Source organism: Saccharophagus degradans 2-40 (assembly GCF_000013665.1).
Lineage (GTDB): Bacteria > Pseudomonadota > Gammaproteobacteria > Pseudomonadales > Cellvibrionaceae > Saccharophagus > Saccharophagus degradans.
In genome coordinates this window covers 4,587,950-4,614,929 of sequence record NC_007912.1, presented here as the reverse complement: position 1 = coordinate 4,614,929, position 26,980 = coordinate 4,587,950, and the positions used below count along the sequence as shown (strand labels likewise).

20 protein-coding genes are annotated in these 26,980 nt (G+C 45.7%); 14 read left to right on the top strand and 6 right to left on the bottom strand.

What is annotated here, in order from left to right; all coding sequences use genetic code 11:
* Positions 1–12: 12 nt before the first annotated feature.
* Together SDE_RS18995 and gshB are read right to left on the bottom strand one after the other, a co-directional pair.
* Complete coding sequence (locus tag SDE_RS18995; RefSeq protein WP_011470106.1) at positions 13–897, bottom strand: energy transducer TonB; 885 nt, start codon at positions 895–897, stop codon at positions 13–15.
* Positions 898–916: 19 nt separating this feature from the next.
* On the bottom strand, positions 917–1,840 hold the full coding sequence (gene gshB, locus SDE_RS18990) for a glutathione synthase (RefSeq protein WP_041324902.1): 924 nt from the start codon (positions 1,838–1,840) through the stop codon (positions 917–919).
* A 290-nt stretch (positions 1,841–2,130) separates the two neighbouring features.
* Between gshB and pilG the strand changes: the two genes are divergently transcribed.
* The 8 genes from pilG (at position 2,131) to SDE_RS18950 (ending at position 15,262) form a co-directional block, all read left to right on the top strand.
* Entirely contained in the window at positions 2,131–2,526 is a 396-nt protein-coding gene (gene pilG, locus SDE_RS18985; protein ID WP_011470104.1) for a twitching motility response regulator PilG, read from the top strand.
* Positions 2,527–2,579: 53 nt separating this feature from the next.
* Entirely contained in the window at positions 2,580–2,942 is a 363-nt protein-coding gene (pilH, locus tag SDE_RS18980; RefSeq protein WP_011470103.1) for a twitching motility response regulator PilH, read from the top strand.
* Positions 2,943–2,992: 50 nt separating this feature from the next.
* Entirely contained in the window at positions 2,993–3,532 is a 540-nt protein-coding gene (locus tag SDE_RS18975; protein ID WP_011470102.1) for a chemotaxis protein CheW, read from the top strand.
* A gap of 150 nt (positions 3,533–3,682) precedes the next feature.
* On the top strand, positions 3,683–5,878 hold the full coding sequence (locus SDE_RS18970) for a methyl-accepting chemotaxis protein (protein WP_011470101.1): 2,196 nt from the start codon (positions 3,683–3,685) through the stop codon (positions 5,876–5,878).
* Positions 5,879–5,902: 24 nt separating this feature from the next.
* A complete protein-coding gene (locus SDE_RS18965; RefSeq protein ID WP_011470100.1) occupies positions 5,903–6,751 on the top strand; it encodes a CheR family methyltransferase in 849 nt (282 codons plus the stop codon).
* A 21-nt stretch (positions 6,752–6,772) separates the two neighbouring features.
* Positions 6,773–13,783: an Hpt domain-containing protein gene (locus SDE_RS18960; protein ID WP_011470099.1), complete on the top strand. Its 7,011-nt coding sequence runs from the start codon at positions 6,773–6,775 to the stop codon at positions 13,781–13,783.
* Positions 13,784–13,794: 11 nt separating this feature from the next.
* Entirely contained in the window at positions 13,795–14,736 is a 942-nt protein-coding gene (locus tag SDE_RS18955; RefSeq protein WP_011470098.1) for a chemotaxis protein CheB, read from the top strand.
* 43 nt (positions 14,737–14,779) lie between these two features.
* Positions 14,780–15,262 carry a chemotaxis protein CheW gene (locus SDE_RS18950; RefSeq protein WP_011470097.1) on the top strand — a complete coding sequence of 161 codons (483 nt, stop codon included), beginning with the start codon at positions 14,780–14,782 and terminating at the stop codon, positions 15,260–15,262.
* 128 nt (positions 15,263–15,390) lie between these two features.
* Here the strand turns inward: SDE_RS18950 and hslO are convergent, their stop codons facing one another.
* From hslO to yrfG, 3 genes are all read right to left on the bottom strand, one after another.
* Positions 15,391–16,284, bottom strand: a complete 894-nt coding sequence (hslO, locus tag SDE_RS18945; protein ID WP_011470096.1) for an Hsp33 family molecular chaperone HslO — start codon at positions 16,282–16,284, stop codon at positions 15,391–15,393.
* Positions 16,285–16,378: 94 nt separating this feature from the next.
* Entirely contained in the window at positions 16,379–16,765 is a 387-nt protein-coding gene (locus tag SDE_RS18940; protein WP_011470095.1) for an RNA-binding S4 domain-containing protein, read from the bottom strand.
* A gap of 19 nt (positions 16,766–16,784) precedes the next feature.
* Positions 16,785–17,453 (bottom strand): GMP/IMP nucleotidase, encoded by a 669-nt coding sequence (gene yrfG, locus SDE_RS18935; protein ID WP_011470094.1) that lies wholly within the window; start codon positions 17,451–17,453, stop codon positions 16,785–16,787.
* A 213-nt stretch (positions 17,454–17,666) separates the two neighbouring features.
* On the opposite strand from yrfG, the gene nudE reads away from it, so the two are divergent.
* The 3 genes from nudE (at position 17,667) to SDE_RS18920 (ending at position 19,944) form a co-directional block, all read left to right on the top strand.
* Positions 17,667–18,215: an ADP compounds hydrolase NudE gene (gene nudE, locus SDE_RS18930; protein ID WP_011470093.1), complete on the top strand. Its 549-nt coding sequence runs from the start codon at positions 17,667–17,669 to the stop codon at positions 18,213–18,215.
* Between the two features lie 29 nt (positions 18,216–18,244).
* On the top strand, positions 18,245–19,060 hold the full coding sequence (cysQ, locus tag SDE_RS18925; protein WP_011470092.1) for a 3'(2'),5'-bisphosphate nucleotidase CysQ: 816 nt from the start codon (positions 18,245–18,247) through the stop codon (positions 19,058–19,060).
* 665 nt (positions 19,061–19,725) lie between these two features.
* On the top strand, positions 19,726–19,944 hold the full coding sequence (locus SDE_RS18920; RefSeq protein ID WP_011470091.1) for a hypothetical protein: 219 nt from the start codon (positions 19,726–19,728) through the stop codon (positions 19,942–19,944).
* A 90-nt stretch (positions 19,945–20,034) separates the two neighbouring features.
* On the opposite strand, the gene SDE_RS18915 is transcribed toward SDE_RS18920, so the two are convergent.
* A complete protein-coding gene (locus tag SDE_RS18915; protein WP_011470090.1) occupies positions 20,035–21,075 on the bottom strand; it encodes a methyltransferase domain-containing protein in 1,041 nt (346 codons plus the stop codon).
* 147 nt (positions 21,076–21,222) lie between these two features.
* Between SDE_RS18915 and SDE_RS18910 the strand changes: the two genes are divergently transcribed.
* The 3 genes from SDE_RS18910 to SDE_RS18900 all read left to right on the top strand — a co-directional run bounded on the left by SDE_RS18910 (position 21,223) and on the right by SDE_RS18900 (position 26,848).
* Positions 21,223–22,101, top strand: a complete 879-nt coding sequence (locus SDE_RS18910; RefSeq protein ID WP_011470089.1) for an AraC family transcriptional regulator — start codon at positions 21,223–21,225, stop codon at positions 22,099–22,101.
* Between the two features lie 181 nt (positions 22,102–22,282).
* Positions 22,283–24,775, top strand: coding sequence for a KAP family P-loop NTPase fold protein (locus tag SDE_RS18905; protein WP_011470088.1), 2,493 nt, complete (start codon positions 22,283–22,285; stop codon positions 24,773–24,775).
* A 75-nt stretch (positions 24,776–24,850) separates the two neighbouring features.
* Complete coding sequence (locus tag SDE_RS18900) at positions 24,851–26,848, top strand: hypothetical protein (RefSeq protein ID WP_011470087.1); 1,998 nt, start codon at positions 24,851–24,853, stop codon at positions 26,846–26,848.
* Positions 26,849–26,980: the final 132 nt, after the last annotated feature.

Sequence of the window (26,980 nt, the reverse complement as noted above, 5' to 3'; positions counted from 1 at the left end):
ATTTTTATAGCGCTATTTAGACGTTGTAAGGCCTGTTATTTCAAAACGCCAAGTGCGAATAATCTCCAGTCGGTCCACTTTTTTGCGCATCTCTGGCGGGAAAGGAGCAAATGGAGCGGAAAGCTTTACGATTTGCAGGGCAGCATCATCTAGCAGGCTGTGGCCCGAAGGCTGTGAAATCTCAATATTTTCTACGCTGCCATCGGGGCGGATGGTAACGACTAAGCCAAGGCTGCCAAAAATGCCGCGGTCAATTGCCTCTTTAGGGAAGTGTTTGTTGCCTATGCCTTCTACTTTCTCGGCCCAGCGGTTTAAATATTCGGCATCTTCAGAGGCTTTGGTAGCAACCGAAGTTAAGCGGCGAATGCGCGGCTCTTTGGCACGGTCTTCTTTAATTTTGTCGAGTTTAGCTTTAAGTGAGGCGGCTTCTGGGCTGAGTAGTGGCGTGTCTGCATCCTGCCCTTCGCGCTCTTGTTGGTTATCGCGATTGGTGGGGGTGGTAACCGTGGCTACTTTGCGTTGCTGTTCTTGCTTGGTGTGGATAAGCTCGCGATTTTGCTCGCTTTTTTGCACGGCTTTTTGCTGAGGAGTGGGGTTTATTTCGCGAATATTCACATCGGCAATTTCTGCGGCCTGCGTAGTGGTTAGCTCTTTTGCCGTTTTTAACGTGCCGCTCGCCTCTTGGTTGTGCTGTGCTAAAAAGTCTGCTTTTTCGGGGGCGACTTTGGCGCTGTGGGTGGCGAGCGTAATATTGAGTGTGGGGGCAACTTTATTGCCCTTGTCGGCAGTAAATGAGCAGCCAAACACCAGCATAGCGTGAAGAGCCAGCGCCAAAAAAAGCGTAAAGCTTAGGCGGTCGTTGCTGGCGGCGTTGGTATCTAATGTGGTGTTGGACATGCTTAGTGCTGCTTCTGTACTACTGGCGTTTATTTTCGAGTGCTATGACGAGTTTTTCGCCAATATTAGTATTAAAGGCTTTGTCTATTTCGCGCACACAGGTTGGGCTGGTAACGTTTATCTCAGTGAGGTAATCGCCAATTACATCTAGCCCAACGAATAGTAACCCTTTCTCTATCAAGGTGGGTGCGACCTGATCAACAATCCATTGATCTCGTTCGGTAAGTGGCTGTGCTACACCTGTACCGCCCGCTGCAAGGTTGCCTCGGGTTTCACCGCTGGCGGGTATGCGCGCCAAACTGTAGGGGATTGCCTCGCCATTCACAACTAGAATTCGCTTATCCCCTTGTTTTATTTCAGGTAAATACTTTTGTGCCATGATGAATTCGGCACTGTTTAGGGTGAGGGTTTCTAAAATAACACTCACATTAGGGTCGTCGTGCTTGCAGCGGAATATACCGCTGCCGCCCATGCCGTCGAGGGGTTTAAAAATTACATCTTGGTGTTGGGCGTGGAATGCGCGCAGCCTTGCGGGGTCTCGGCTTACTAATACGGGTGGGCAGCACTCGGGGAAGGCGGTAGCAAAAACCTTCTCGTTGCAATCGCGCAAGCTCTGCGGTTTATTTACCACTAGGCAGCCGTCATTTTCGGCGCGCTCTAGTATATATGTGGCGTAAATAAATTGATTGTCGAATGGTGGGTCCTTGCGCATCAAAATGACATCTAAATCGGCTAGATTCTTATCTTCGAATGATCCGAGTTGATACCATTGTTGCGCGTTATCAAACACGGTTAATGGGCGTGTTCTGGCTTTGGCGACGCCTTGCTCCAAGTAGAGGTCGGGCATTTCCATGTAGGTTAAATTATGGCCGCGTGCCTGCGCTGCTTGCAGCAGTGCCAGAGTGGTGTCTTTGTAGTAGGTTATGGAGGCTATTGGGTCCATAACCACGCCTATATTGAGTGGTCTGTGCACGGTGCATCCTTATTTATTTGTTCGCGGTATTGGCGAAACGCTGAAAGTTAGTCAATTATATAGGTTCGGGAAGCTATTCGCGTAACATAAATTCCCTAAATTTTACTTTTGGTTAAAGTGATATATTTCTATTTTTTTCAAGCAGTTATGGATATAACCCCAAAACTATGTTAAAAGTTGGCAAACGTATCAAACGGTGCGCGAAGCCACATTAGAAGGGCTACAATCTTTATTCAACGAAGAGAATCAAGGTCATCTCTATGGACGCGAATCTAGAACACCTAAAAGTGATGGTGATCGACGATAGTAAAACCATCCGCCGTACCGCCGAAACTTTGTTAAAAAAAGTTGGCTGTACAGTAGTCACTGCCACAGATGGCTTTGACGCATTAGCAAAAATTGCTGATACTCGCCCAGATATTATTTTTGTGGACATTATGATGCCTCGCCTAGACGGATATCAAACTTGCGCACTCATCAAAAATAATAGCGAATTTAAATCTACCCCTGTCATCATGTTATCCAGCAAGGACGGCTTGTTCGACAAGGCCAAGGGGCGGATAGTTGGCTCAGATCAATACCTTACTAAGCCTTTTAGTAAAGGGGAATTGATCGGTGCAATTGAGGCGCATGTTAAGGTTGCTCGCGCGAGCTAACAGCGCTTTACATAAAAAATACAAATGAACCCGATCCTACATATGGGGAAGTTATGGCCAAAGTACTAATTGTTGATGATTCACCAACAGAAACTTATAAGTTAACGACTATTTTGGAAAAAAATGGCCACACTGTAATTACAGCCGGCAACGGCGAAGAGGGTGTGGTTACTGCCAAGGCAGAAATTCCCGATTTAGTGTTAATGGATATCGTAATGCCGGGCCTCAACGGCTTTCAGGCAGCTCGTCAGTTGAGTAAGGCGCCAGAAACGGCCCATATTCCTGTCATTATCGTCACTACCAAAGATCAAGAAACTGATCGCGTTTGGGGAATGCGTCAAGGGGCGAAAGCTTACTTAACCAAGCCAATCGATGAAAAAGATCTATTGAGTACCATCTCAAAAGTAGGTGTGTAATCAATGGTATTGCGTGCCGCGATAGCGTCGACATTGCGGGGTAATACCCTATGAGTCAGAACGCCGCCTTTCAGGCGTTAGTACACCTGTCAAGCCTTAGCCGCAGCGCGGCCAAGGGTCTTCCCGAGCAAATGAACGTCGTGCCGCGTTGGAGTGGTGTGGGTTTTTCTGTGATGGGCAAAAAGTTTGTAGCCCCTATGGGCCAAGTGACAGAGTTAATGGAGCTGCCTTCTTCAACCCGTTTACCCGGCGTGCAGCCTTGGGTTATTGGGTTGTCTAATGTGCGCGGGCGCCTGCTGCCGCTATTTGATTTGGCGCATTTTTTCGAAGGAAAAATGACCGGGCACAAAAAAAATCACCGTGTTTTAGTGTTGGAAACAGACACCCTGTACAGCGGCTTAGTTGTAGATAGGGCGTTTGGTATGCAGCACTTTAACGTGGATAGTTTTAGTACGGATACTGCCGAGCTGGATTCCCAGCTTACGCCGTTTGTTGACGGCACCTATCAGGACGATAGTGGTGAGCGCTGGAACGTTTTTAGTGTTGCAAACCTCGCCGCAGATGCAAGATTTATTAATGCTGCGCTATAGTTAACCTGCTATGCAGGCGCTGTGTGCGCGATTGGCAATTATAAATACGATTTAATCGTCGTTTAAAGTTCGAATTATATACAAAGTAGTGGTGTAAGTGCCCTTGGTGGCGAATGCACCGCGTGACATACAATCGCGTGGGAGCGTCGTATGAAAAGTGATACCAGTGGTCTGTTTACTCGGATCAAGTCTAACCCTGTATTAGCCGCATTGGTTCTAGTACTTATTGCCTCGTTTGGCTTAGCAATTTGGATTTTCTTCCAGATTGTGAACGCCACTGAGCGAGATCAGCAGTATCTACAAATAACCAGTGAGCTGCGGGCATCGTCTTACCGACTCACATCATTATCGCGAGATGCGATTGGTGGTGATGAAGAGTCGTTTAATGAGCTGCAAAAGGTTGTGTCCAGCATGGATAGCAACTGGCAGCAAATTAAAGGCACCGACCAACAAACCCGCGTAGTGTTGGCAGAACAAATTGCCGCCTTTGACGGTGTATGGAACCGCGTGCAAAAAAGTGCGCAGGTTATAACCGAAAACAAAGCCACTATCGTATTCCTTCACGATGTTGCGGCAACACTGAACGAGTCGCTCCCAGAGCTTCAGGCCGAACACAACAATATTGTGGAAATCCTTCTCGAAAATGAAGCACCGGCGGATCAGGTATCTGTGGCACAAATGCAGTCTTGGCGTGCAGAGCGTATTGGTCGTAACGTGGATAAAATGCTTCGCGGTGGTAGTGACCCAGGCCGTTCAGCTGACCAGTTCCGTTTGGATGCAAGCTTGTTCGGTAAAGTATTGGACGGTATGAAAACCGGCGACGTTACCATGAGCATTTCGCGCGTAACCGACCAAGACGCCATTCAGAGTTTGGAAGAAATTACAGAACTGTTTGAATTCGTAAGTGGTTCGGTAAAAGAAATTTTCGATGCGTCTCCTGCATTATTCCGCGCCGGTCAGGCCACGGATAATATTCTCGACGATACCCCGCAACTGCTAGAGAGCTTAACCTCGCTATCTGATCAGATTGCCAACTTGCCAGCATCGCGTACCGCCAACAACCAAAGCTTAATTGCCGTGTTGGTTGTAGCCGGTTTAGCGCTGTTACTTATCTTCTGGCAGTTAAACCAAGCAACTAAACGCAACCTGCGTGAAACAGCGGAAACCAACGAGCGAAACCAGAACGCAATTTTGCGATTACTGGATGAGCTAGCCGACCTTGCAGACGGTGACTTAACCACCACCGCAACGGTAACCGAAGATTTTACGGGTGCGATTGCTGACTCTATTAACTACACCATTGACCAACTTCGTGTACTTGTTTCGCGCATTAACGAAACGTCGGAGCGGGTTGCATCGGCATCATCCGATACACAGCAAACTGCATTGCACCTCGCCGAGGCTTCCGAGCACCAGGCGCAGGAAATTGCTGGGGCATCTGCTGCTGTTAACGAAATGGCGGTAACCATTGACCAAGTATCTGCAAACGCCGCCGAATCAGCGGGCGTTGCGGAGCGATCGGTATCGATCGCAAACAACGGTGCAAAAGTGGTACAGAACACCATTCACGGCATGGATACTATCCGTGAGCAGATTCAAGATACTTCTAAGCGTATTAAACGACTGGGTGAATCTTCCCAGGAGATTGGTGATATCGTAAGTTTGATTAACGACATTGCCGACCAAACCAACATTCTTGCACTTAACGCGGCAATTCAGGCATCGATGGCGGGTGACGCCGGTCGAGGCTTCGCGGTGGTAGCGGATGAGGTACAGCGCCTTGCAGAACGTTCTGCTACAGCAACCAAGCAGATTGAGGCGCTGGTTAAAACGATTCAGAACGATACAAACGAAGCGGTTATCTCGATGGAACAAACCACCGCCGAGGTGGTACGTGGAGCTCGCCTAGCACAGGATGCGGGTGTGGCACTGGAAGAGATCGAGTCGGTATCGGCTAACCTTGCAGAATTGATTCAAAACATCTCCAACGCGGCACGCCAACAGGCATCATCCGCGGGTCACATTTCTAATACGATGAACGTGATTCAAGAAATTACCTCGCAAACATCTGCAGGTACAGGTGCTACCGCGAAGGCGATTGGTAACTTGGCCTCTATGGCGATGGAGCTACGTGAATCTGTATCGGGCTTCAAACTACCTGAAGAATTGGAAATGGGCCAAGACGATCACTTTGCATCTTCCGACCTACAAATGGATACATTGGAAGATGAAGAGGTTATGGATTTGTCACTAGATGACGCGCTTGCGACCGACGTTGATTACAACGAGGACGAAACCGTCATTATGCCTAGTGCCGATGATGTTCCTGAAAACTCACGCGTGTAACTCTACTAGAAACGGTTGATTTAGATGATTTGGTCTTTACAGGCAGCGCCGGATCTTAGCGACAAGCAGTTTACTCAATGGAGTAAACTGCTAGAAGAGCGCGCGGGTATCTGCTTGAGCGATCAGCAGCGCGTGTTCTTGCAAACGCAAGTTACCATGCGTATGCGTGAGCTAGGCCACAGCGACTACACTCAGTACCTCAATCGCGTCACCGATGGCGTGTCGGGTATGATGGAGTGGTCTGTACTTATTGATCGACTCGTCGTAAAAGAAACCAGTTTTTTTAGACATAAACCTTCAATCGACTTTGTGCGCGATACCGTACTCGACCGAATGAATCAAAACACCTTAGAGGGTAGTTTTGATGTGTGGAGCGTTGGTTGTTCTTCCGGTGAAGAGCCTTATTCGTTAGCAATGGTGTTAAACGACACATTCGAATTCGCACAGCGCGATCCGTACTACGGTGTAACCGCTACAGATATTAGTCGCGCAGCGCTTACCATTGCGCGTACTGGTCTGTATCCGCAGCGCAAAGTTGAAATGATAGAGCCGCATTTTCGTCAACGATATTTTTCCCCCCAAGAAAAAAACCGCTACCAAATTCAACCCGAATTAAAAGACCGCGTTTGTTTTAATCACGGCAACGTTTTGAACATTACCGACATGCCAGTAATAAGCATGGACGTCATTTTCTGTCAAAACATGCTGGTGTATTTTCGCCGCTGGTTGCGCCATGAAATTATGAATGCGTTTGTCGATCGCCTTAAGCCAGGCGGCATTTTAGTGGTGGGTTTAGGTGAAGTAGTGGATTGGGTGCACCCGGACATGGTTCGTGTGCCAGTGGAAGAAGTGCAGGCTTACCGCCGCAAATAATTTAGGTATTGGGACTCCAATATGGGAGATAAACGAAATTTCGCAGCGTTAGAATGGGTTATTGGAGAAATCTCCGATACCCTTAAAGACGCTCGACAAGCGCTTGAAGCCTACGTCGAAGATCCAAAAGATTCGACGCGGATGCGCTTTTGCCTGACCCATATTCACCAAGTGCATGGCAGCTTGCAGATGGTGGAGTTTCACGGCGCCTCACTGTTAGCCGAGGAAATGGAGCACACTGCACAGGCCATTATTAATAACGATGTAGCCAGCGCCCCTGAAGCACAAGAAGTGCTTATGCGCTCTATGTTGCAGCTTCCTATTTATCTCGATCACGTAAAAATACACAAAGAAGATCACCCAGGTGTTGTGCTGCCTTTGCTGAACGATCTTCGCGCGGTGCGCAAACAAAGCTTCTTAAGCGAGACCAACTTATTCTCGCCAGATATGAGCGCCGCCGAGCGCAAATCTGTAAAACCGCACCCTGTTACTCAAGATGCAGCCAAGCTTACTCAAGTGCTTAAAAAACTGCGGGAAATGTACCAGTTTTCTGCAGCCAGTGTATTGCGCGGCATAAAAATAGACGAAAACCTCACTTACATAGATAAAGTGATGGGCCGTTTAGAGTTGTTAACTCGCGGCACAACCTGTCACGCAACGTGGGATATTTCCGCTGCGCTAGTGGATGCGCTGCGTCGCGACGATTTAGAGCTAAGCGTTGCTGTGCGCGGCCTATTGCGCTTTTTGGCGCGAGAGCTGCGTATTTTAGGTGAAAAAGCGCCGCAATCTTTAGCGCGCAAGCCACCGGTTAACCTACTTAAAAATTTACTTTACTACGTTGGCAAAGCCGACGCAGGCAGCGAGCGCGTTGCGCGCATTCGCGCAGAATATAAATTAGATACCGCCGAATTCGACTCGGGTTATGGCGGCGTGCGCAGCGACGGCGATGGCTTAAATGCGCCAGACCCAGAAGCCATCCGCTCGGTTGTGGTTGCACTGCAAGAAGAACTTAACACCGTAAAACATATCCTCGATATCTGCCTCACCGGTCAAGGTAACCCAGAAGGTTTGGCCGAAGTATTGCCCGTTGTTAAACGCGTTGGCGATACGCTTGCAGTATTAGGCATTGGCGATTTACGCAAGCAAATAGTCGAGCAGGCTGATGTGCTCGAAAAAATGTCTCAGCAAAACAGCTTAGACGAAGACGAATTAATGCAAGTTGCCACTCGCGTAATAGATGTAGAGCACAAGCTCGATGCTATTTCGAAAGTGGTGGGCAAAAGCCGTGATATTAACGATATCAACGAGCGCGAAATCGAAATCGACCAAGCTAAGGCAACCGTTATTAACGAGTGTCGCCACGGCTTAGAAAAAGCGAAAGACGCAATTGTCGAATACATCTCGTCTAAGTGGGATGTAGCCCAGCTCGAAAATATTGGTGGCTTGCTACACGATATTCGCGGCGGCTTAGATATGATTCCTCTGCCGCGCCCAGCAGCAATCATGGATGCCTGTAATCGTTACATCCAAGAAGCACTGTTAAGCGGCGAAACACAACCTAGCTGGAAAGCGCTTGATGCACTGGCCGACGCTATGGCGAGTGTGGAGTTTTATCTCGAGCGCTTATCGGTAGATTTAGACGGCGATGCCGATCAATTTTTAGATATAGCAGAAGAAAGTGTTGCATCACTTGGCTTTGCTGTAACGTCACGCCCTGTAGTGCCATCTCAAGTTATCGAAACTGAAACGCCTGTTGCCGAAGGTAGCTTTGCGGCCGATACGCAGGCAGACGCAGTGCGAGATCAGAGCGGGCAAGAAGCAAGTTCGCAAGCAGAGAGCGCGCAGCAAGAACAGCCTGCAGAAAGCTTCGACCAAGGCGCAGAAGCTGCTTATGAAGCACAAGAGCCTGAAGACAACACCTTAGACTCTGCATTTGCCAACCTGCCACAGGTCGAAATAGACGAGCCGCAAGAGTCTGTTGAAAACGAAGCTAGCGATGTAAGTGCCGTAAGCGACGAAAGCACAGCAGACTATAGCGAGCAACCAAGCAGCGATAATGCCTTTGGCCAACAAGATACCGCTAGCTACGAAGCGCCTCAAACCGAGCCGGCAGGCGCGAGTGTAGAAGAGCAGCAACCTGCACAAGACCCAGCGGATGCGCCAATTTCATTAGATATGATCTCTGTAGACGACGAGCCTGTCGCCGAAGAAGAGAGTGACATCGATGAAGAAATTATCGAAATTTTTATCGAAGAAGCGGGCGAAGTTTTAGAAACATTAGAAGAGTACTTCCCCAAGTGGCGTGCCGACCCTACCGATAACGACTCACTGGTTATTGTTCGCCGTGCCTTCCACACCCTCAAGGGCAGTGGTCGCATGGTAGAAGCCTACGATGTAGGTGAATTGGCTTGGTCGGTAGAAAATATGCTTAACCGCATTATCGACAAAACCGTTCCCTATACTGCAGCGCACGGCAATTTTATTCAGCTGGTGCTCGAGCTAACACCAACGCTGGTAGAAGCATTTAAAAACCGCACCGCCAACCCACAAAAAGCGCTTACCGAAACCTATATGGGGTACGGGGCAGCCTTAGCCGAGGGGAGTATCCCCGACGAGGTAAAGGAGTTAGCGGGTAGCGACGCTGCGACAGATAGCGCAGCGCAAGAAGAGCATGCGCAACAGGAAACCGAGGCGCCACCTGCTTACTATGTTGAAGAAGATGAAGACGACGATGAAGACGATCGCGTATTAAAAGAAATTTTTTCTTCTGAAGCACGCTCGCATCTAGCCACTATTCAACAGTTTGTGGACGAAATGGAAGCTGCGGCACCCATTTATACTCCACCTACCGATAGCCTACAGCGCGCACTGCACACCTTAAAAGGCAGTGCCAAAATGGCGCAGGTAACGCTTATTGCAGAAATGGCTGAGCCTTTAGAAAACTTTGCTAAAGAGCTTATTACCTATCAAGTACCTATTACCGACGATATTTTACAGCTGATAAAAGATGCCGGCTCTTACACCGCGGGCGCAATCGAAGCGGTTGAAAATGGTCGTGAAATAGAAGTTTCTAAATTGCCGCAGTTCCTTGCGCGTGCGTTTGAGTTGCGCGAGATGGCTGTGGGACATTTAATTCGCCTTAAAGAAATGGAGAAGCAAGGGGTAAACAAAGTAGACCCACGCTTGCTATCTATTTTTATGGCCGAAGAAATGACTCTGCTTTTAGAAGCTGATCAACTATTGGCGCAATGGCAAAGCAACCCAGGTGAACTCGAGCGCATCGACGATGTTATTCGCGAGCTAACCACCCTAGAGCAGGGCGCGCAGCAAGCCAACCTGCCAGATATGGCCAGCTTAAGCCAGCGCTTAAGCACTGTGCACGGCCATATTAAACAAAACAATTTACAGTTAGATGAAGGCTTTTTCGAAACCTTATTAGCCGGGCACAATGCCCTACTCGATATGGTAGATGCAGTTGCCGCTGGCCAAAATATGGTGCCGCCGCAAGAATATGTTGTGGCTGCTATAGAAAGTCTTATTCACAGCGCCGAAGCTAATGCTGCAACTAGAGCTGACGCACCACAGTTTGATACTGAACAAGCCGACGAATTTGGCAGCGAAGAAATTATCATCGAAGATTTCTCTGAGCTAAATGAGCTGGAAAGCGAAACAGAAGCCGAACAACAAAGCGAACTTCAGGGCGAGCAAGCGGAACAACTAAACCCGCAAGATTTAAGCGAGCCTACCAGTGAAGAAGCATTCAGCTTTGGCGAAGCGGCAGCTGACGCGAGCAACGAAAGCTTCGACCTGGGTGAGCAAACAAGCGAGACCGTTGAGTTCGACAATGCGCAAGAAGAAGCACCTACTGCGGCTGATCAATCAGATACGCTTGCATTTGCAATCGATGCTGAAGATGCAGATGAAATTAGTGCAGGTGACGACGACTACCTCGATCTTGTTGTCGAGCCTCTGCTCATAGACGAAGAAGACTCCAACGACTTAGAAATTAATTTTGATGAAGAGTCATCAGAAGAAATTTCTTTAGAAGATGAAAGTACGTTTGAAGACAACGCTTTTGATAACGTTACAGAATCTCCTACAGAGCAAGCAGAAGAAACCTTTGGTTCGCTCGACAATGCTTTTGATGCGCCCACTGCAGACGAAACATTTGCCACCCAAGAATTAACCGACGAGCATCAATTGGCCGGTGAACTGGGTGAGCATATTGATGTTGTTGAGGTTGAAGGTTTAGGTGAGCCCGCAAGCGAGGCGGAGCAAACAGACACCGTTGACTTTGAATTGCCGCACGGCGAAGAAGCCGAGTTCAAATCAGACGTTGCCGCCGAAGCGAGCGAACAGACACAAGCTGAAGAATGCTCTGATTCTAATGATTCAGATAGTAGTGGTTCAGATGTTAGCGATTCAGAATTTAATGAATCTGATTTTGATGAATTACCAGAGCCGCCACTCGAACCGCAGGAGCCAGTAGCACCTGTAGCTGCAGAGTCTACTCAGCCGTCGCACCCTGTTGCCGAAGGTATGGCAACAATTGATGGCTTGCTCGATAGCATTGATATACAAGACCCAGACTACGATGAGGATATTGTCGAAGTATTCCTAGAAGAGGCCGATGAGCTTTGTGAAGAGCTAGACGAAGCCATTCACACCTGGGAATCCGACTGGTCGAATGCCGAGCCTTCAGAAATTATTAAACGTGCCCTGCACACCCTGAAAGGTGGTGCGCGTTTGTCTGGCATGAATAATTTAGGTGAGCTTACCCACGAATACGAAAGCTACATAATCGGTACCGATTTCGATTCTACCGATGAAGCTTTCTTCGCACAGTTACACAGCTACCAAGATAAAGTACTGCGTGGCGTGCGTGCGTTGCACCAATTTATGCGCGGCGATGCAGCGCAGGTGGTGGCATCCGAAGAGCCAACCTTAGGTGATGTAGAGCTAGTCGAAGAAGACGAAGCTGGTATCGCCATGGTGAAACAGGCGCAAACAAGTGAAGCACCTGCTACCAACGACGGCGAGCCGGGCAGCAGTAATGTTGTACCTTTTGCACCAAAAACTAAAGATGAATCGGGCTTTATTCCAACCAGACCCAAAGAAGAAGATTCTGGTTTTGTAATGCCTCACGCGAGCGGTGGTGCACAAGCTGCGCCGCAGGTTGCAATGAAACGCAGCGGGCCGCAAGAAGTTGTAAAAGTACCTGCAGACCTACTTGAAGAACTGGTAAACCTCGCAGGTGAGACTTCGATTAGCCGCGGCCGACTAGAGCAACAGGTAAACGACTTTGGTGGTGCACTCGAAGAAATCGACGGTACTATTCACCGCTTGCAAGAACAGCTGCGCCGTTTAGATATTGAAACAGAAGCGCAAATTATTTTCCGGCAGGAGCAGATTGCAGAATCTGATCGCAACTTCGATCCGCTGGAAATGGACCGCTATTCACAATTGCAGCAGTTGTCGCGATCGCTTATCGAATCCGCTTCGGATTTGGCCGATTTGCGCTCAACGCTTACCGACAAAGTGCGCGATACAGAAACCCTATTGCTGCAACAGTCGCGTATTAACTCAACACTACAAGAAGGCCTCATGCGCTCACGCATGGTGCCATTCTCGCGCCTTGTACCGCGCTTGCGCCGTATTGTGCGTCAAGTATCTAGCGAATTAGGTAAGAGTGTTACCTTCGAGTTAGACAACATAGAAGGTGAATTGGATCGGTCTGTATTGGAGCGCATGGTAGCGCCGCTAGAGCACATGTTGCGCAACGCGGTGGACCATGGTATTGAAATGCCAGATGTACGCGCGAATGCTGGTAAATCTGAAACCGGCCGCATTGTACTTACCCTTGGCCGCGAAGGGGGCGATGTAACCCTGCGCTTGGCCGATGATGGCCGCGGTATCGATTTAAAACGCGTGCGTGAAAAAGCGATTGAGCGCGGCTTAATGGTGGATGATGCCACCCTAAGTGATCGCGATATTATGCAGTTTATTTTGCATGCTGGTTTCAGTACTGCAGAAAGCGTGACCCAAATTTCTGGTCGCGGTGTGGGCATGGATGTTGTTCACGCAGAAATTAAACAGCTGGGTGGTTCGGTTTCTATTAACTCCGAATGGGGTAAGGGTACCGAGTTCCTTGTGCGCTTGCCATTTACCGTATCGGTAAACCGCGCATTAATGGTTGCCTTGGGGTCGGATTACTTTGCCGTACCACTTAACAATATTGAAGGTATTGTGCGTGTAAGCCCATTCGAGCTAGAGCACTATTACCAAAACCCCGAAGCGCGTTTCGAATACGCCGGCGAAAATTACCAAGTGCGTTACTTGGGCAGCATGTTAATTGATGGCATGCGGGCGAAGCTTGATGGGCAATCGCTACCTCTGCCTGTGTTATTAGTGCGCTCTGCCGAGCACACCATGGCACTGCAAGTAGATACGCTATTAGGTAGCCGCGAGATTGTGGTAAAAAGCTTAGGGCAGCAATTTAGTACGGTACAGGGCTTGTCGGGCGCCACAGTAATGGGTGACGGTAGCGTTGTAGTTATTCTCGACCCACACGCACTTGTGCGTAAAGAAATGGCGTTGGCTACGGCCGCTATTGCAATGACCGGCCACGAGCCAGTGCAAGAGAAAGAGCGCGAAGTACAAACGGTTATGGTAGTGGATGACTCCGTAACAGTACGTAAAGTAACGACCCGTTTCTTAGAGCGCGAAGGCTTTAACGTTATAACTGCAAAAGACGGCGTGGATGCCTTGCGCGTACTGCAAGATGAAATACCCGATGTGATGTTGCTAGATATCGAAATGCCGCGCATGGATGGCTTCGAAGTGGCGAAAAATATTCGCAGCTCACAACGCTGGCGCGATATCCCCATTATTATGATTACATCACGTACCGGGGATAAACACAGAGAGCACGCCTTAAGCTTGGGTGTTAACAAGTATCTCGGTAAGCCATATCAAGAAGACGTACTGCTCGAAAGTATTGTTGAATTGATTGGCGGGGACGACAACCAATAGCGGGGGTAGAGGTGCAAGCACTCCAGTTGGGTGTGCTGGCGGACACCAGTATTCACCTCTCAAAATTGCGAGAACTTATTGTGGAGTGCGGTCACGAAGTTGTGGTTGCCGAGCAATCTCGCAATTTTGATGCGCTAATTAGCGTGCCGCACTTGGACGCTTGGATTGTTAGCCTAGATTTAAATACAGATCTTTCTTTGCATGTGTACGAGCAAATTGAAGAATCTGGCGTGCCGGTGGTGTTTGAAGATTTTGAAGGCGGCCATATGCAGGCCGCCGACAGAAAAAAACGCTTCACTCACAAAATAAGTGAGTGCATAGGCTGGGATAAAGACCCAACTTCTACTGTTAAGCCTTTGGCAAAATACGTGTGGGTGCTTGCAGCATCAACAGGTGGGCCGGAGGCGGTAAACCGCTTTTTAAAAGCCGTTACACGCGTGCCAGATAATGTCGCCCTAGTTTACGCGCAGCACATCGACTCTAGCATTCATACTTCTCTTATTCGAATGCTCGCCAAGCACGATGGTTGGCAGTTAGAGCCTATAAGCAGCGGCAAACATATTGCGGCAAAGCACCTTTATTTAATTAGCCCAGATGCACAAGTAGAGGTAACCGAAGGCCATATGCTTATGCCGCAAGGCGAACCGTGGCACGGCCCCTACAAGCCTTCGGTTAACCAAATAGTGGCAAAAGTTGCACGGGTGTACGGCAATACCAGCGGCGTGATTGTGTTTTCTGGTATGGGCGACGACGGCGCAAAAAGCTGCCAATACCTAAAAGGTTCGGGTGGCCAAGTGTGGGTACAAAGCCCGTTAACGTGTACGGTAGATTCAATGTCGCAAAGCGTAAAAGCCATTGGTAAAATAGATTTTGAAGGCAGCCCAGAAAAACTTGGGCAGCAATTTATGGAGTATTTTGATTCGCTGGCTGCCCAGCATGCCGTAGGCCAATAGCCTGTGGCTGGCTTGCACCAGCTAAGCAATACAGAGAAAAATTATGAGTGATAAATTGCTATCAAATGGCAACCAAGTAACTAACGTACCCTGTTTATTACTACCGCTATTGGGTACTACTTTAGTGGTGCCTAACGTTACAGTTGCTGAAATGGCTCCAATGACCCCAGTACAAGAGGTTGCGGGCACGCCAGATTGGTTTGTGGGCTTTTATCACTGGCGCAACCAAAAAGTGCCGCTGTTATCCTACGAGGTATTAAATGGCGGCGCGCGCTACCCGCTTAACCCCCTCGGCCGTATTGCCGTTTTGAACAACACCGGCGTTAACCCTAATTTGCCCTTTATTGCTGTGGCTACTCAGGGTATTCCGCGTATGGCCCGTATTGGCGAAGAAGATATTGCCGAAAACGACGAAATAGCCCGCGGTTCATTCGACTTAATGCGAGTAAAAGTTGGGGTAGAAGAGTTAGTTATTCCAGATATTGCTGCGCTAGAGGCAAGTTGCTTGGAAGTGATAGGGGAGTAGGGAGAGTTTACTGTTGAGCTGTTCACAGCTTACAGTGGGACCCAAACCTCTTTTTCAACTATTCCAGTTAAGTATCAGTTGTTAGCGGCTTTTTAATTAGCTATTAGCCGCTAACAATTAGTGTTTGTTTAATGTAGGGGTTGGTTGTCTTCGCCGAATAGGGTGTCTATATCTTTGCGTTTAAAGGTGTAGTTGGTACCGCAAAATTCGCAGTTTATATCTATTTTTTTCTGTTGTTCTATTAACTCTAATGCGTCTTGCTTGCCTAGCGATGTTATTGCGTTTGCGCAGCGTTTGCGCGAGCAGCCGCATTTAAATTGAATAGTCTTACCCGCAAATAACCGGCACTCTAACTCGTTGAATAAACGGTACAACAAAGTCGCGTGATCCAATTCGAATAGCTCTTCTTGCTTTACGGTTTTGGCCAATTGTACAACGGTGTTCCATTTGTCTTCGCGTTCGGCTTGGTCTTTTACCTTTTGTGCGGGCAAAGCCTGTAGCAACATGCCCGCGCATTTTTCTGGCGATGAAAATAATAAAAACTTAGTGGCCAGCTGTTCAGACCGCTCAAAATAATCACTTAAGCACTCGGCAAGGGTGCCGTTTTCTAACGGTACAATGCCTTGGTAGCGATCGCCAATTTTGGGGTCGATAGTCATTACCAGTACGCCATTGCCAATAATGTCTGGCAGCGCGGCATCGCCTAGGTCGAGTGTTTCTAAAGGTGCCGAAGCTGCGGGTTTGATTATGCCGCGCACGTGCCCTAGGTTATCGGTTTCGGCCATAATAAGGGGAATATCGCCATCGCCGCGCGCTTGCAGGGTAAGTAAGCCATCAAACTTAAGGGTTTCACTTAATAGCGAAACTGCAGCTAAGAATTCGCCCAACAAGCTTTTGCACCAAGGGGAAAGGTGTTGGTGGTTGGTGGCCGCCAAAAAACTTTGGTCTAGGGTAACTATTTCACCGCGTATATCGGTTGCATCAAATATAAAGCGTTGAATTTGGTCGTTGTTTTGCTGCATGGGGCCTGTGCCTACTCAATGGTGTAATTAACTGCGGGCGCTATTATCGTTGCTGTGCCCGCGTGGCTCAATGGCACTGGGGCTAAAAAAACAATTATTCGCTTAGAATGCGCTTAACACGCTGCAATTGGCGGCGCTCTTTGGTGTTGGGCTTGGTTGCTGGTTGTAGCTGGCTTTGGCCAATGGCTTTGCGCTGCTCGGCGTAGGTGGTGCGCTTATCTATGCTCTGCTGTGTTTCTTGGTACAGTTTGGCGGCTTCGGGTGCACCGCGGCGTTTATCCGAGAGGGCGGTTACCAACACTTCCATCTCATCCCAGCCAACGCGTATTAACAATTTGTTGCCAACTTCTACCTCTTTGCTTGGCTTAACCCGGCTGCCGTTTATATGTATTTTACCGCCATCAATGGCAGACTTTGCCAAGTTGCGGGTTTTAAAAAAACGGGCGGCCCAAAGCCACTTGTCTATACGTACCTTATCCATCTTTGCCTCTGTGCCAGAGTTATTTTTCGCTATTAAGCTGCGGCATTATCTCATCGAAGTGAACAATGTCGGTATATGTGTTCGAGCGCACTATAGGCTTTTGGCTGTCGGGCTGGTTTATGCACACCAAGTGCGCTATGCCAAAGTCTTCAGCGCTTTTTAATATGCGTACCGTGTCGTCTATAAACAGTGTGCGCTTGGGGTCGAACGCCTCGCGTTGGCTTAGCTGCTGCCAAAAAGCCGCATCTTCTTTGGGGGTTTTAAATTCGTGGGATGAGATAACAATATCCAGCCATCTGTCTATCTGGCTTACTTCAAGTTTTAAATCCAACCCCTTGGGGTGGGCATTGGTAATAAGCACTACCTTTTTGCCCATAGCGCGCAAAGCTTGTAAAAACTGCTCTGTGTAGGGGCGAACGGCTATTTTATGCTGTATTTCGCGTTTTAACGCGGGAATATCCATGTTTACTAGTTCAGACCAATGATCCAAACAGTACCACTGCAACGTACCTACACGCGATTCAATCATCTCGGTAAGCGATGCCGTTGCAGCTTCGAGTGTGGTGTTATGTATTTGCGCATAACGCTGTGGCAGGTGAGTTAGCCAAAAGTAATTATCGTAGTGCAAATCTAATAACGTGCCATCCATGTCTAGCAGCACGGTATCAATGTTATTCCAGTCAATCATTGCTCAATATTGCCTATGTTGGTGTAACCTGTATACGCAGGTTAAGGTATTTCTGATCAATACTCACTAGCGGGCAGTTACCCTGTTAGTTAGAAGGGGATATATACGGGTATTTAAAGGAGTATTTAAAAGAGTGCCCTTAATACTAACCCACTCTGCACTGCGTTATTATACCCACTGCTTCTAATCTCTATTTTAATTATTGGAAAAGCTATGCCTTCTCTTCCCAAAATACTGCAGTGCCAGCAGGTAGCGCAGAGTAAATTATTCCGTGTAGAGCAATTGCAATTACAGTTTAGCAACGGCGAACAGCGCACCTACGAGCGCTTGGCTGGGGGTAAAACCGCAGCAGTAATTATTGTGCCTATGCTAGATAACGACACAGTACTGCTAATTCGCGAATACGGTGTAGGGGTAGAGGGCTACGAGCTGGGCTTACCCAAGGGTAAAGTAGATGCAGGCGAAACCCATATGGAAGCTGCCAACAGAGAATTAAAAGAAGAAGTGGGTTACGGCGCGAAAGATTTACAACTAATGAAATGCCTAAGCCAAAGCCCCAATTACATGCAGCACAAAACCCAAATAGTGCTGGCGCGCAATTTATATCCAGAGCGGCTAGAGGGCGACGAGCCAGAGCCGCTAGATGTGGTGCCCGCAAAATTAAGCGAGTTAGAGCAATGGATAGCTCGAGACGACCTCACCGAGGCGCGATCCATTGCTGCGTTACTTCTAGCAAGGCAGTATCTTCAAGACCTCAAATAAACCCCCTATAAACCGTAAAAGAGCGATTCATGAATTTAGCAACCTTACTACCTAGTATCGAACAGCTTGCCAAACAAGCGGGTGAAGCCACGCTTGCGGTTTATAAAAAGCCAGAATTGTGGGATGTAGAGCATAAAGACGATTGCAGCCCACTCACTCAAGCAGATATTCAAAGCCACAATATTATTGCCGAAGGCCTAGCCGCGCTTACGCCTAACATTCCTGTGTTATCGGAAGAAGACGACGTACCGTCCTTTGAGGTGCGCAGCCAATGGCAACAGTATTGGTTAATAGACCCGTTAGATGGCACCAAAGAATTTATTAATCGCAAAGGCGAGTTCACTGTAAACATCGCACTTATTCAAAATAATAAAGCTGTGCTTGGCGTTGTATACGCGCCGGTGTTAGATGTGTGTTACACAGGGGCAGAAGGCATTGGCGCGTTTAAAATAGATGCTAAAGGCAAAACGCCACTGCGTGTAAAAAAACTTACACAGGGCAAGCAAACATTGAATATTGTAGCCAGCCGCCGGCATGGCGCAGAAGAAGTAGATCGCTTACTAGAAACTATAACCAGCAAGTATGGCGAACCCCAATTAACAAGTATGGGCAGCTCGTTAAAGTTGTGTTTAGTGGCTGAGGGTAAAGCCGACATTTACCCGCGCTTAGCACCTACCTGCGAATGGGATACCGCCGCCTCGCAAGCTGTTGTGGAGCAAGCCGGTGGTGTAGTGCTAGATGATCAATTTAAACCCATGCAATACAACGCCAAACCCGAGCTGCTAAACGGCTATTTTTATGTAATAGGCGACCAACAATTTGATTGGTTGGCACTGCTTAAATAAAACTACGTTACAAACGCATAAAGCGCGCGGACAAAGTATGCAATAAATGCATATAGCAAAAAGAAATGCTCGTCCGCTACCGCTATTTCCTTTATCGCTTTCCCTTCTCAAATCTGTGTCGATTTTATTACGTTTTTTACACCGCTAAAAATAAGTCCTATATAGCGATTAATTTTTGGTAAATACACGTTTTACGCCCATTAGTGGTAATAAACGTAAAATGCGATAAATTTAAAATTTTATAATTACAGGAATATTTTTTATGAGTAAAAAATGACGCATATTTCAACCGATGTCGATTTTTTTGCCAACTAGTTAGCGCGCTAAATATCAAATTTAGCTATGCTTATTTTCCCATTTAGAAAAAAGGAATGCGCTACACACAGATACAATGACAGAAGCTAAAAACCAAACCTGTATGACCAAAAGCAAAAAGCTGTAATGCAAGAAACTCGAAGGATTGAATTACATGATGGATTAGGAGTTGATTAGCGTTAAGCGAAAAATAGATGAGAGTTAAACAAGAGTTGAAAGGATAGCTAAGTCGTAATCCGAATGGCCTTAACCTTACAAAAACACCTCACTCACAGCAAAAAAGTATAAGGTTCCAAAAAAGAACCAATTAACAAAGCTAAATGAGACGAGCACAACACGGGAAAAGGAAAATGAACCAAGCTCAGCAAGCTTTACTCGCACCCACACAAAGAACCGACGTTATAAGAATGAAAGCGCAGTTAGCCAGAGAAATTGAATGCTTAGAACGCCAGTTGGCGCGTTTACGCATGCGTGACGATTTACTCGATATGATTACACTGCGCACTTACGAAGAAATGATTTTTTCTCGCCAAGAGTTACTCGAAAGTCTCCCTTGGGATGCCGAGTAAAAAATCAAAATTAGCTGTTTGCTCTGCGGGGCAAGCAGCTACCTACCTTCATACCAATCCTATAAATATCTAGCTATACCCTTCTACTTATTAACAACAATTCGCCGCCGCACTTAACTCATCCGCAAAGGGTATTGCCGTACCACAGCCCGGAAAAATACCAAAGTGATTGTCGAAGTTACCTATAAACGTAAAATATTGCTTGAATCGAGATTCGTTTAACATGCGAAATGTGTTGCCGCACACTGGGAATATCCGCCCCTTTTCAATTATGTGATGCCCATCTAAAGAAAAGCTATCGGGGTGGTGTGCAATGCCGCCATTATAAATTACGGCCTGACCGTAATCTTCGCAGGCAGGCTCGAGCCCAGCCAATTTAAATAAACGGTAAGTAGCAGAATAAAATTTAATATTGCCTACGCGTTGTTCTAGCTGTTCATTTTCTATGGTTATGGGGCTGCTCTCTACTAGGCGAGGGTCGATAAAACCCGCTGTTTTAGCCGCGTTAATAAAATCGTTCCAATAATATGCACCACTTAAGCATTCGCCATAAAGTATTGGGTCTTGGCTTAAGTTAGTGGGTATGCGTCTGTCTGCATACACATCAGAAAAATAAAATTCGCCCCCTTCTTTTAATAAATGCCATGCATGTTTAAGCACGGCGGTTTTATCTGTGCACAAATTAATGACGCAATTCGAAATAATTACATCAAAGCTATTAGGGGCTAAATCTAATTTATCTAAATGTTCTAGCTCACCTTCAATAAACGTTACATTAGGTTTATTAAAGCCAAATGCTTGCGCGTGAAAGTCGCGGTGTTTATTGGCTATAGCCAGTTGTTGCGGGGTCATATCCACGCCTACAACGCTACCTTGCTCGCCAACTAATGCGCTTAATGCATAACAATCTCTACCTGCGCCGCTGCCCAAATCCAAAATGCGTGCGCCGCTTAATGCTTCTGGCATTACTAGGCCACAACCGTAATAACGGCTACTTACTTCGTCGTGAATCTTGCTCAAAATATCGCGCATATAGGCTGGCGGCGCATCACCCGTGCAGCAAGCATTTGTTTGTAAATTGTCGGAATGGGCGAGCACCTCACCGTAATAATTTTGAACTGACTCTTTCATATTGCTTCCATTTTATAACAGTGGGTAGCCATTCTAAGGCCGTTAAGCTGTACTCTAAAGTAGGTTATATGCTAAAAAGCTGCTCTTGCGTTCAGCTTTAGTATATTAAGTTAGAGCATACATTGTTTTATTCAAAGAAAGGACGTTATGACAGCAAGCGCCGGTTTTATACGTTTACTAAATGCCAAAGTGGATATTTATCACAATGCAAAAATTTGTGGTAACTGGCAAATTAACGCTCACCACGTAGGTCGCACCTGCTTTCACGTGGTTACCGAGGGTATGTGCTTATTGGCGCTACCGGGGCAAGCAGATTGTGTGCTGCGCACTGGCGATTTAGTTTTATTTCCTAAAGAAATAGAGCACACCTTAATGCCTGTAGACCCACTTGCCGGCGAGCAGCAACATTTACCTTATGTGCAAGCACAGCACTTAGAGGGTACAGGCTTATTGTGCGCATCGGTACAACTAAACCACGGCGCGGGCCGCTACCTGTTAGATGCAATTCCCGAAGTACTTATTATTCGCAATAATTCAGCCAATGCATGGTTAAGCCCATTGACCGAGTTGCTGCGAATCGAGCACTACCAACAAGGCCCACTGGGCGACGTAGTTATACAGCGCTTGTGTGAATTAATGTTTACCTACGCAATGGCAAACTGCATAGAAGACAGCACAGTACAAACCGGCCTACTTGCACTCTACGCCCACCCGCGGCTTTCTGCTGCCATCCAAGCCATGCACGACCACCCAGCAAAAAGTTGGAGCCTAGAAGCGCTGGCGCAGCAAGCAGCCATGTCGCGCACAGCATTCGCAACCGCCTTTAAAGAACTAAGCGGCTGGACCCCAATGCAATATCTCACCTGGTGGCGCATGCAACTCGCGTGGCACCTACTAGCCGATGGCGAACCCGTAGCAATAGTAGCCGATAAAATTGGCTACCAATCCGAAGCCGCCTTCTCGCGCGCATTTAAAAGCGAATTTAAACAAACCGCAGGTGAGGTTAGGCGTGGGGCGCGGAATTAGGGGGAATTAGTTTTACTAGTGGATTAATTCTAGAGCTGTGCTGTTTCGAAATGAAAATTATTTATTTTACTTTCTATTTAATTGAAGGCTGCACTGGCCGTGGTCAGGGTGTTTTGTCCAGTCTATTTCTTTAACAATACTGTCGTAATATTGGTTATTGCTTAGCTAAAAAGGAAAGCGCATGTACACAAATAGGAAATATAGAGAGAAAATCCAAGAGCTAACAAAAGAAACGAAGAATGATCGGCTTGAGGCAATGCTGTATGCAAGGTTTTTGCTGCGGATGCTAATTATTGTTGGTGCCGTTGTCAGAAATTCAAAATGTTGGACAGTATCTGGAATTGAGCGCTGGGAAAGCGTTTCGAATAGTTCAGAAAATGAAGATAAAGGAGAGCGAATTTTAGGGTACAGCCTTCATGATTTTAAAAAACTAACAGATGATGAAAGATTCTATATAGGTATTCAATATATTGTAAAGAGTATCTTAGATGTCTTATCGAGCGAAGCGTCGGAATCTTCTGTTATTGATTTAGACCGTTTGTCTGCCATTGCTATGGAGTCTGATACCGCGCATGAAGATACGAATGGTCTGTCTCATTTTGTTTTTAGATTAGCTGAGCAAGTGGTTAAATTGACGCGATTTAGTAGTGATCCAAATTATCAAAAATCATCTTTGATAGAAGACGATACCTGTTTTATAAAAAACGTTGATGGAATTGTTAGTGGACCTTTCGATGCATGCTGTTTCGAAAAAATTCAGAGGGATATCGATCTAGTTAGACAAAAAGGAGGGGATGAACTACAGCGAGCTCCTCTTTGGGATGTCGGTGATTTGGATAACCCTGACTTTATTCATTGGCGATCTAATTTCGTGACTACTTTTGAGGATCTTGAGTTGAAACTCGAGGAGAGTGGATCGTCTGTATTCTCAAGTAGCGATAAAGGTTTATACAAATCGTTGGTGGATGGAGAAGCGTTGGCAAGGATGATCAGTGCGACCTCCTATGTTTCGGCAGAAAATAAGGAAGTGATAAAAGATAGTTTAGCTAGAGATAGGTATGTTTCAGCATTGGCCAAAATAATAAAGAATAAGCGTAATGACTGGAATATCTGTATTGGTCTGTTCGCCAGGTGGGGAGACGGAAAAACGGGTTTATTAAGTCTACTTAGCAAAAACTTAAGAAATAATAGCACTGATAAAAATAAATGTTATATCGCGAACTTTAATGCATGGGCTTATCAGGGAGCTGAGAGTGTCAGAGCAGCGATGGCGCATGAGATTGTTAAGACACTAACTACTAAGTATTATCGTGAATATGCTAATGAAGATCACGCAGAAAGGAATTGGTTTATGATCTCTATTGAAAAGGTTTTTGGCTTTGTTGTGGAGATAAGAGGTGTATTTACTAATCTTGTTTGTCGTTTTATTTTAGCTATTAAGTTTACTCGAAGAAAATCCATTTTAAAACTTATGGCTACATCTATAGTGGTAGTCCTAAGTGCACCATTTGTATATTCTGGACTATCCGATTTTATCGCTAGCTTTTTTAAGGACTGGAGACTTATAAACCCTTCCGATGTAAATTATTTGGCGGCAGTAGAGGCGTCAATTGGTGTGCTTGTATCAGTAATTAGCCTGCTTCCTCACCGAAAAGTATTGGCTCAGCTGTATACTTCTGAGCTTCGCACTTATTTGGAATTGCCAAGTTATGCTAAGGATATTGGCGATGTGCCTCAGATGAGTCAAGATCTTAAAATACTATGCGGTATACAGTTAGGAGCAGGAGCGCGCGAAAAATATACTAGGCGAATGGTGGTCATTGTTGATGATCTTGATCGTTGTGAACCAGATTGTATTGTGAAAGTATTTGAAGCTATAAAGCTGGTGATGGATATACCGAATGTTATAGTAATTATTTCAATGGATCATAGGATAGCACTATCTGCATTGTCAGAAAATTATCAATCAATAGAGAGCTATCATGAGTTAGGTTGCGCTAGAAGTATTGCAAGAGATTATTTGGGGAAAATAATTAATTATTCAATTTGTTTGCCACCTTTGTCGAGCGATAATGTTAAGGCGTATATTGCGCATTTAATAGAAGAAAGTGCAGCAGAAACTTTGAACAGCCAGTCAATAAGCGCAAATGGTAGGGCAAAAGAGACCAATGTACAGCCAGAAGCCGAACAGGACCAATCTGGTGCTAGCCAAAAGAGGAGTGAAAAGGATAAACAAAAGAATGAGAGCAAGAAGTTGGAAGAAAAGTCTTCTGAGGTTGAGTTCGTGGATAGAGATATTCAGCGCAGCCTAGCTGATTGGGCTATTAAGTTGGGTATCAATAATCCACGCCAGATAAAGAGATTGTACAATAGTTATCACATGATGATTAACATCTATCCTGGGGAGCAGATAGGGCCGAAAGACGACGGTGCCCACACAAATTTAGCTCTATTGGCTTTGATGCTTGTCGAAAAAGTGAATAGCGAGTCGAGCAGTAAAGTGAGATCAGAGCTTTGGAAATATTTATGTGATGGGCCTACTGTAAGACTGCCTTCAGTAGATGGCGATTCGGACCTAGAAGAGGTCATTAAAATCTTTCATGGAGAAATTAATGGAGCTAAACGAGAAGAAATTCTTGCAAAGGCTAGCCAGTTTGTTCTCCCCTATTGCTAGCTTGAATTCGCAAAAGAAGTACTTGCTAAATAGGCTGTAATTAAAGCGATGAGTGTATTTAATAAGGACATACATATGAATACAAAATATTTATTAATTCGTCTTACTTTATTGGTTTTTGCTGGCTGTGGTTTGGCTTATGCCAATCCAGATACAACTACAAGTCTTAAACGATTCGAAAGTGAAGAGGTGGCAATCGAGCAGGCTGAGAAAGCTCAATCTATAATATATAAAATTAATAGTTTGGCTCATCAGTTATATTTAGAGAAATTAAAAGCAACCGACATTTTCATTGAAGATAATCCAGTTTTCGGAGGTAGAACAGATTACGTTCACGAGATTCTAGGTGAGCTCGAAGATACAAGAGAGAGGGGAGGTAGTAGCGATTCAATGGATAAGGGGGCTATTGTTCAGCGAATAGGAGATTACTTGATCATGCTGAGGCATGGACACTTATATAGTATTCATGTGGAAAAGAAGCTGGAAAAAGCAGATAGTTTAAGGTTGAAGTTGGGAGAAGTTGGGCAGGGCACGCTGTTTAATAAGTTATTTATCAGCAACAACACATTAATAATAGTTGGCAAAAATAACACGAAGAAACAAAGTGAGTATGTGTTTGTTGAATTTAGTGATAATGGGTCTTTTAAAAGAAAAAAGACATACTTTGTAGAAGAAAAGGTACGTTGTTCAACTATTCGAGTGTCGTACATACAATGCTATTCTAGCGCAAGTTCGCAGCGCGTCATTGACAATAAGCTAATTATAATAAATAAAAATAACCCATACTTGCCGGTTGAAAGTGGTAATGAAAGTTCGGTTTTTAATCTACAAGTAACCAAAGTAGATGAAAATGGTGCAATAATTAGTAGATCATTATTGTTCGATAGAAATGAAATATATAGCTCGATAGTAGATGGAAAATACTTAAGCATCCACTTTCTTGCAGAATGCAGCATTGACCAAGAAGAGTTCCGTTGCAGCGGGAAAACAATTTTGGGGGGGAACCTAGATGAAAGTTATATCACACAGGATGCTGCTTATTTTTGGGTGTCTGGTCATCGTTGGTCACCAGATTTATCAAAAATAAAAGAAGAAGATATTCGGTATCTAGCATCTAGTCAATATGGTCACGCTGCAATTACTCGTTCGGTGCTTTATCAAATGCCATTAGGTGATCAACCTGTTTCAGCGATAAAACTAACAGGAAGCCCTTTAGGAGGAGAAGCCTTTAAAGGTACTAATACGCACTTATATTTCGTTGCTTTATATAATCCAAATCGTCTTCGTGTAGATTTCTATAATAATTCCCCTGGGGAATCTAGGTTTATCTCAATACCTCGCAAGTTATTCGAGCCAGAAAAAATAATAGAGCTACCTACCGAACATTACTCTAGGTTATCGTATGACCATCACGGTAACAAGATAGCCATTTTTCATGATAACTATGTGTTTTTTTCAAGCTATATAGGCCGTACACAGTCATCGCTAAAAGTTACGAGTATTGAAAATCCAACTGAAATACGATCTACAGTAATTAACGCCAATTTTATACAGCTATATCCTTTAGGACAAGGTATTGCTGTTTTCGCATACAACAATCAAACTGAGACGAATTTTATTTTAACTGTAAAGCTAGGATCTGATTGGGGTAAGCATGATGAGCTGATTTTTCCAAAGTATATTGGAGAGTCAGAGCGACGAACAATAATCAAGGCAGGAAACTACTTAACAAATAAGAATGGAAGTATTCTAACTGTCGCTAGAACTGCCCGTGAAGATGAAAGCTACTCTATTGAAGGGATTACGTTCGAGAAAGACGATATCACCAATATGAGTTATATATGGATAAGCCCAGATCTCAATTTAAATTTAATGGCAAATGTAGAAGGTAAAGAAGAGATAAAGTGGAATTTAAGTCCTTGCGACGGATCATGCTTAAGTTGGGATTTCTTATCAAGAGCTATTTTTTGGGAAAATAGGATATTTTCTTTGCTAAAGTTTGAGGTTATTGAAGGTGTAAGAAAAGGAAATGAAATTGAAGAGCTTCAAAGAATAGACATTCGATATGACTAGAAAGACTAAAACTCAGGCAGTCATTCTTTGCACAAGGAGAAAAAATAAGACAGGCCTTAGTTAAGGAAATTTTACTATTGCCTGTTTTTATATTCCCATGAGCTTGGCTTATGTTTTAGTAAAAAAATGAGA

What these genes read in the sequence shown, in the direction of transcription:
- SDE_RS18995 (WP_011470106.1), bottom strand. Translation starts at nt 897, where the DNA reads ATGTCCAACACCACATTAGATACCAACGCCGCCAGCAACGACCGCCTA.
- SDE_RS18950 (WP_011470097.1), top strand. Translation starts at nt 14,780, where the DNA reads ATGAGTGATAAATTGCTATCAAATGGCAACCAAGTAACTAACGTACCC.
- SDE_RS18915 (WP_011470090.1), bottom strand. Translation starts at nt 21,075, where the DNA reads ATGAAAGAGTCAGTTCAAAATTATTACGGTGAGGTGCTCGCCCATTCC.
- yrfG (WP_011470094.1), bottom strand. Translation starts at nt 17,453, where the DNA reads ATGATTGACTGGAATAACATTGATACCGTGCTGCTAGACATGGATGGC.
- SDE_RS18965 (WP_011470100.1), top strand. Translation starts at nt 5,903, where the DNA reads ATGATTTGGTCTTTACAGGCAGCGCCGGATCTTAGCGACAAGCAGTTT.
- nudE (WP_011470093.1), top strand. Translation starts at nt 17,667, where the DNA reads ATGCCTTCTCTTCCCAAAATACTGCAGTGCCAGCAGGTAGCGCAGAGT.
- SDE_RS18940 (WP_011470095.1), bottom strand. Translation starts at nt 16,765, where the DNA reads ATGGATAAGGTACGTATAGACAAGTGGCTTTGGGCCGCCCGTTTTTTT.
- gshB (WP_041324902.1), bottom strand. Translation starts at nt 1,840, where the DNA reads ATGGACCCAATAGCCTCCATAACCTACTACAAAGACACCACTCTGGCA.
- SDE_RS18910 (WP_011470089.1), top strand. Translation starts at nt 21,223, where the DNA reads ATGACAGCAAGCGCCGGTTTTATACGTTTACTAAATGCCAAAGTGGAT.
- cysQ (WP_011470092.1), top strand. Translation starts at nt 18,245, where the DNA reads ATGAATTTAGCAACCTTACTACCTAGTATCGAACAGCTTGCCAAACAA.
- SDE_RS18970 (WP_011470101.1), top strand. Translation starts at nt 3,683, where the DNA reads ATGAAAAGTGATACCAGTGGTCTGTTTACTCGGATCAAGTCTAACCCT.
- SDE_RS18920 (WP_011470091.1), top strand. Translation starts at nt 19,726, where the DNA reads ATGAACCAAGCTCAGCAAGCTTTACTCGCACCCACACAAAGAACCGAC.
- pilG (WP_011470104.1), top strand. Translation starts at nt 2,131, where the DNA reads ATGGACGCGAATCTAGAACACCTAAAAGTGATGGTGATCGACGATAGT.
- pilH (WP_011470103.1), top strand. Translation starts at nt 2,580, where the DNA reads ATGGCCAAAGTACTAATTGTTGATGATTCACCAACAGAAACTTATAAG.
- SDE_RS18905 (WP_011470088.1), top strand. Translation starts at nt 22,283, where the DNA reads ATGTACACAAATAGGAAATATAGAGAGAAAATCCAAGAGCTAACAAAA.
- SDE_RS18960 (WP_011470099.1), top strand. Translation starts at nt 6,773, where the DNA reads ATGGGAGATAAACGAAATTTCGCAGCGTTAGAATGGGTTATTGGAGAA.
- SDE_RS18975 (WP_011470102.1), top strand. Translation starts at nt 2,993, where the DNA reads ATGAGTCAGAACGCCGCCTTTCAGGCGTTAGTACACCTGTCAAGCCTT.
- SDE_RS18900 (WP_011470087.1), top strand. Translation starts at nt 24,851, where the DNA reads ATGAATACAAAATATTTATTAATTCGTCTTACTTTATTGGTTTTTGCT.
- hslO (WP_011470096.1), bottom strand. Translation starts at nt 16,284, where the DNA reads ATGCAGCAAAACAACGACCAAATTCAACGCTTTATATTTGATGCAACC.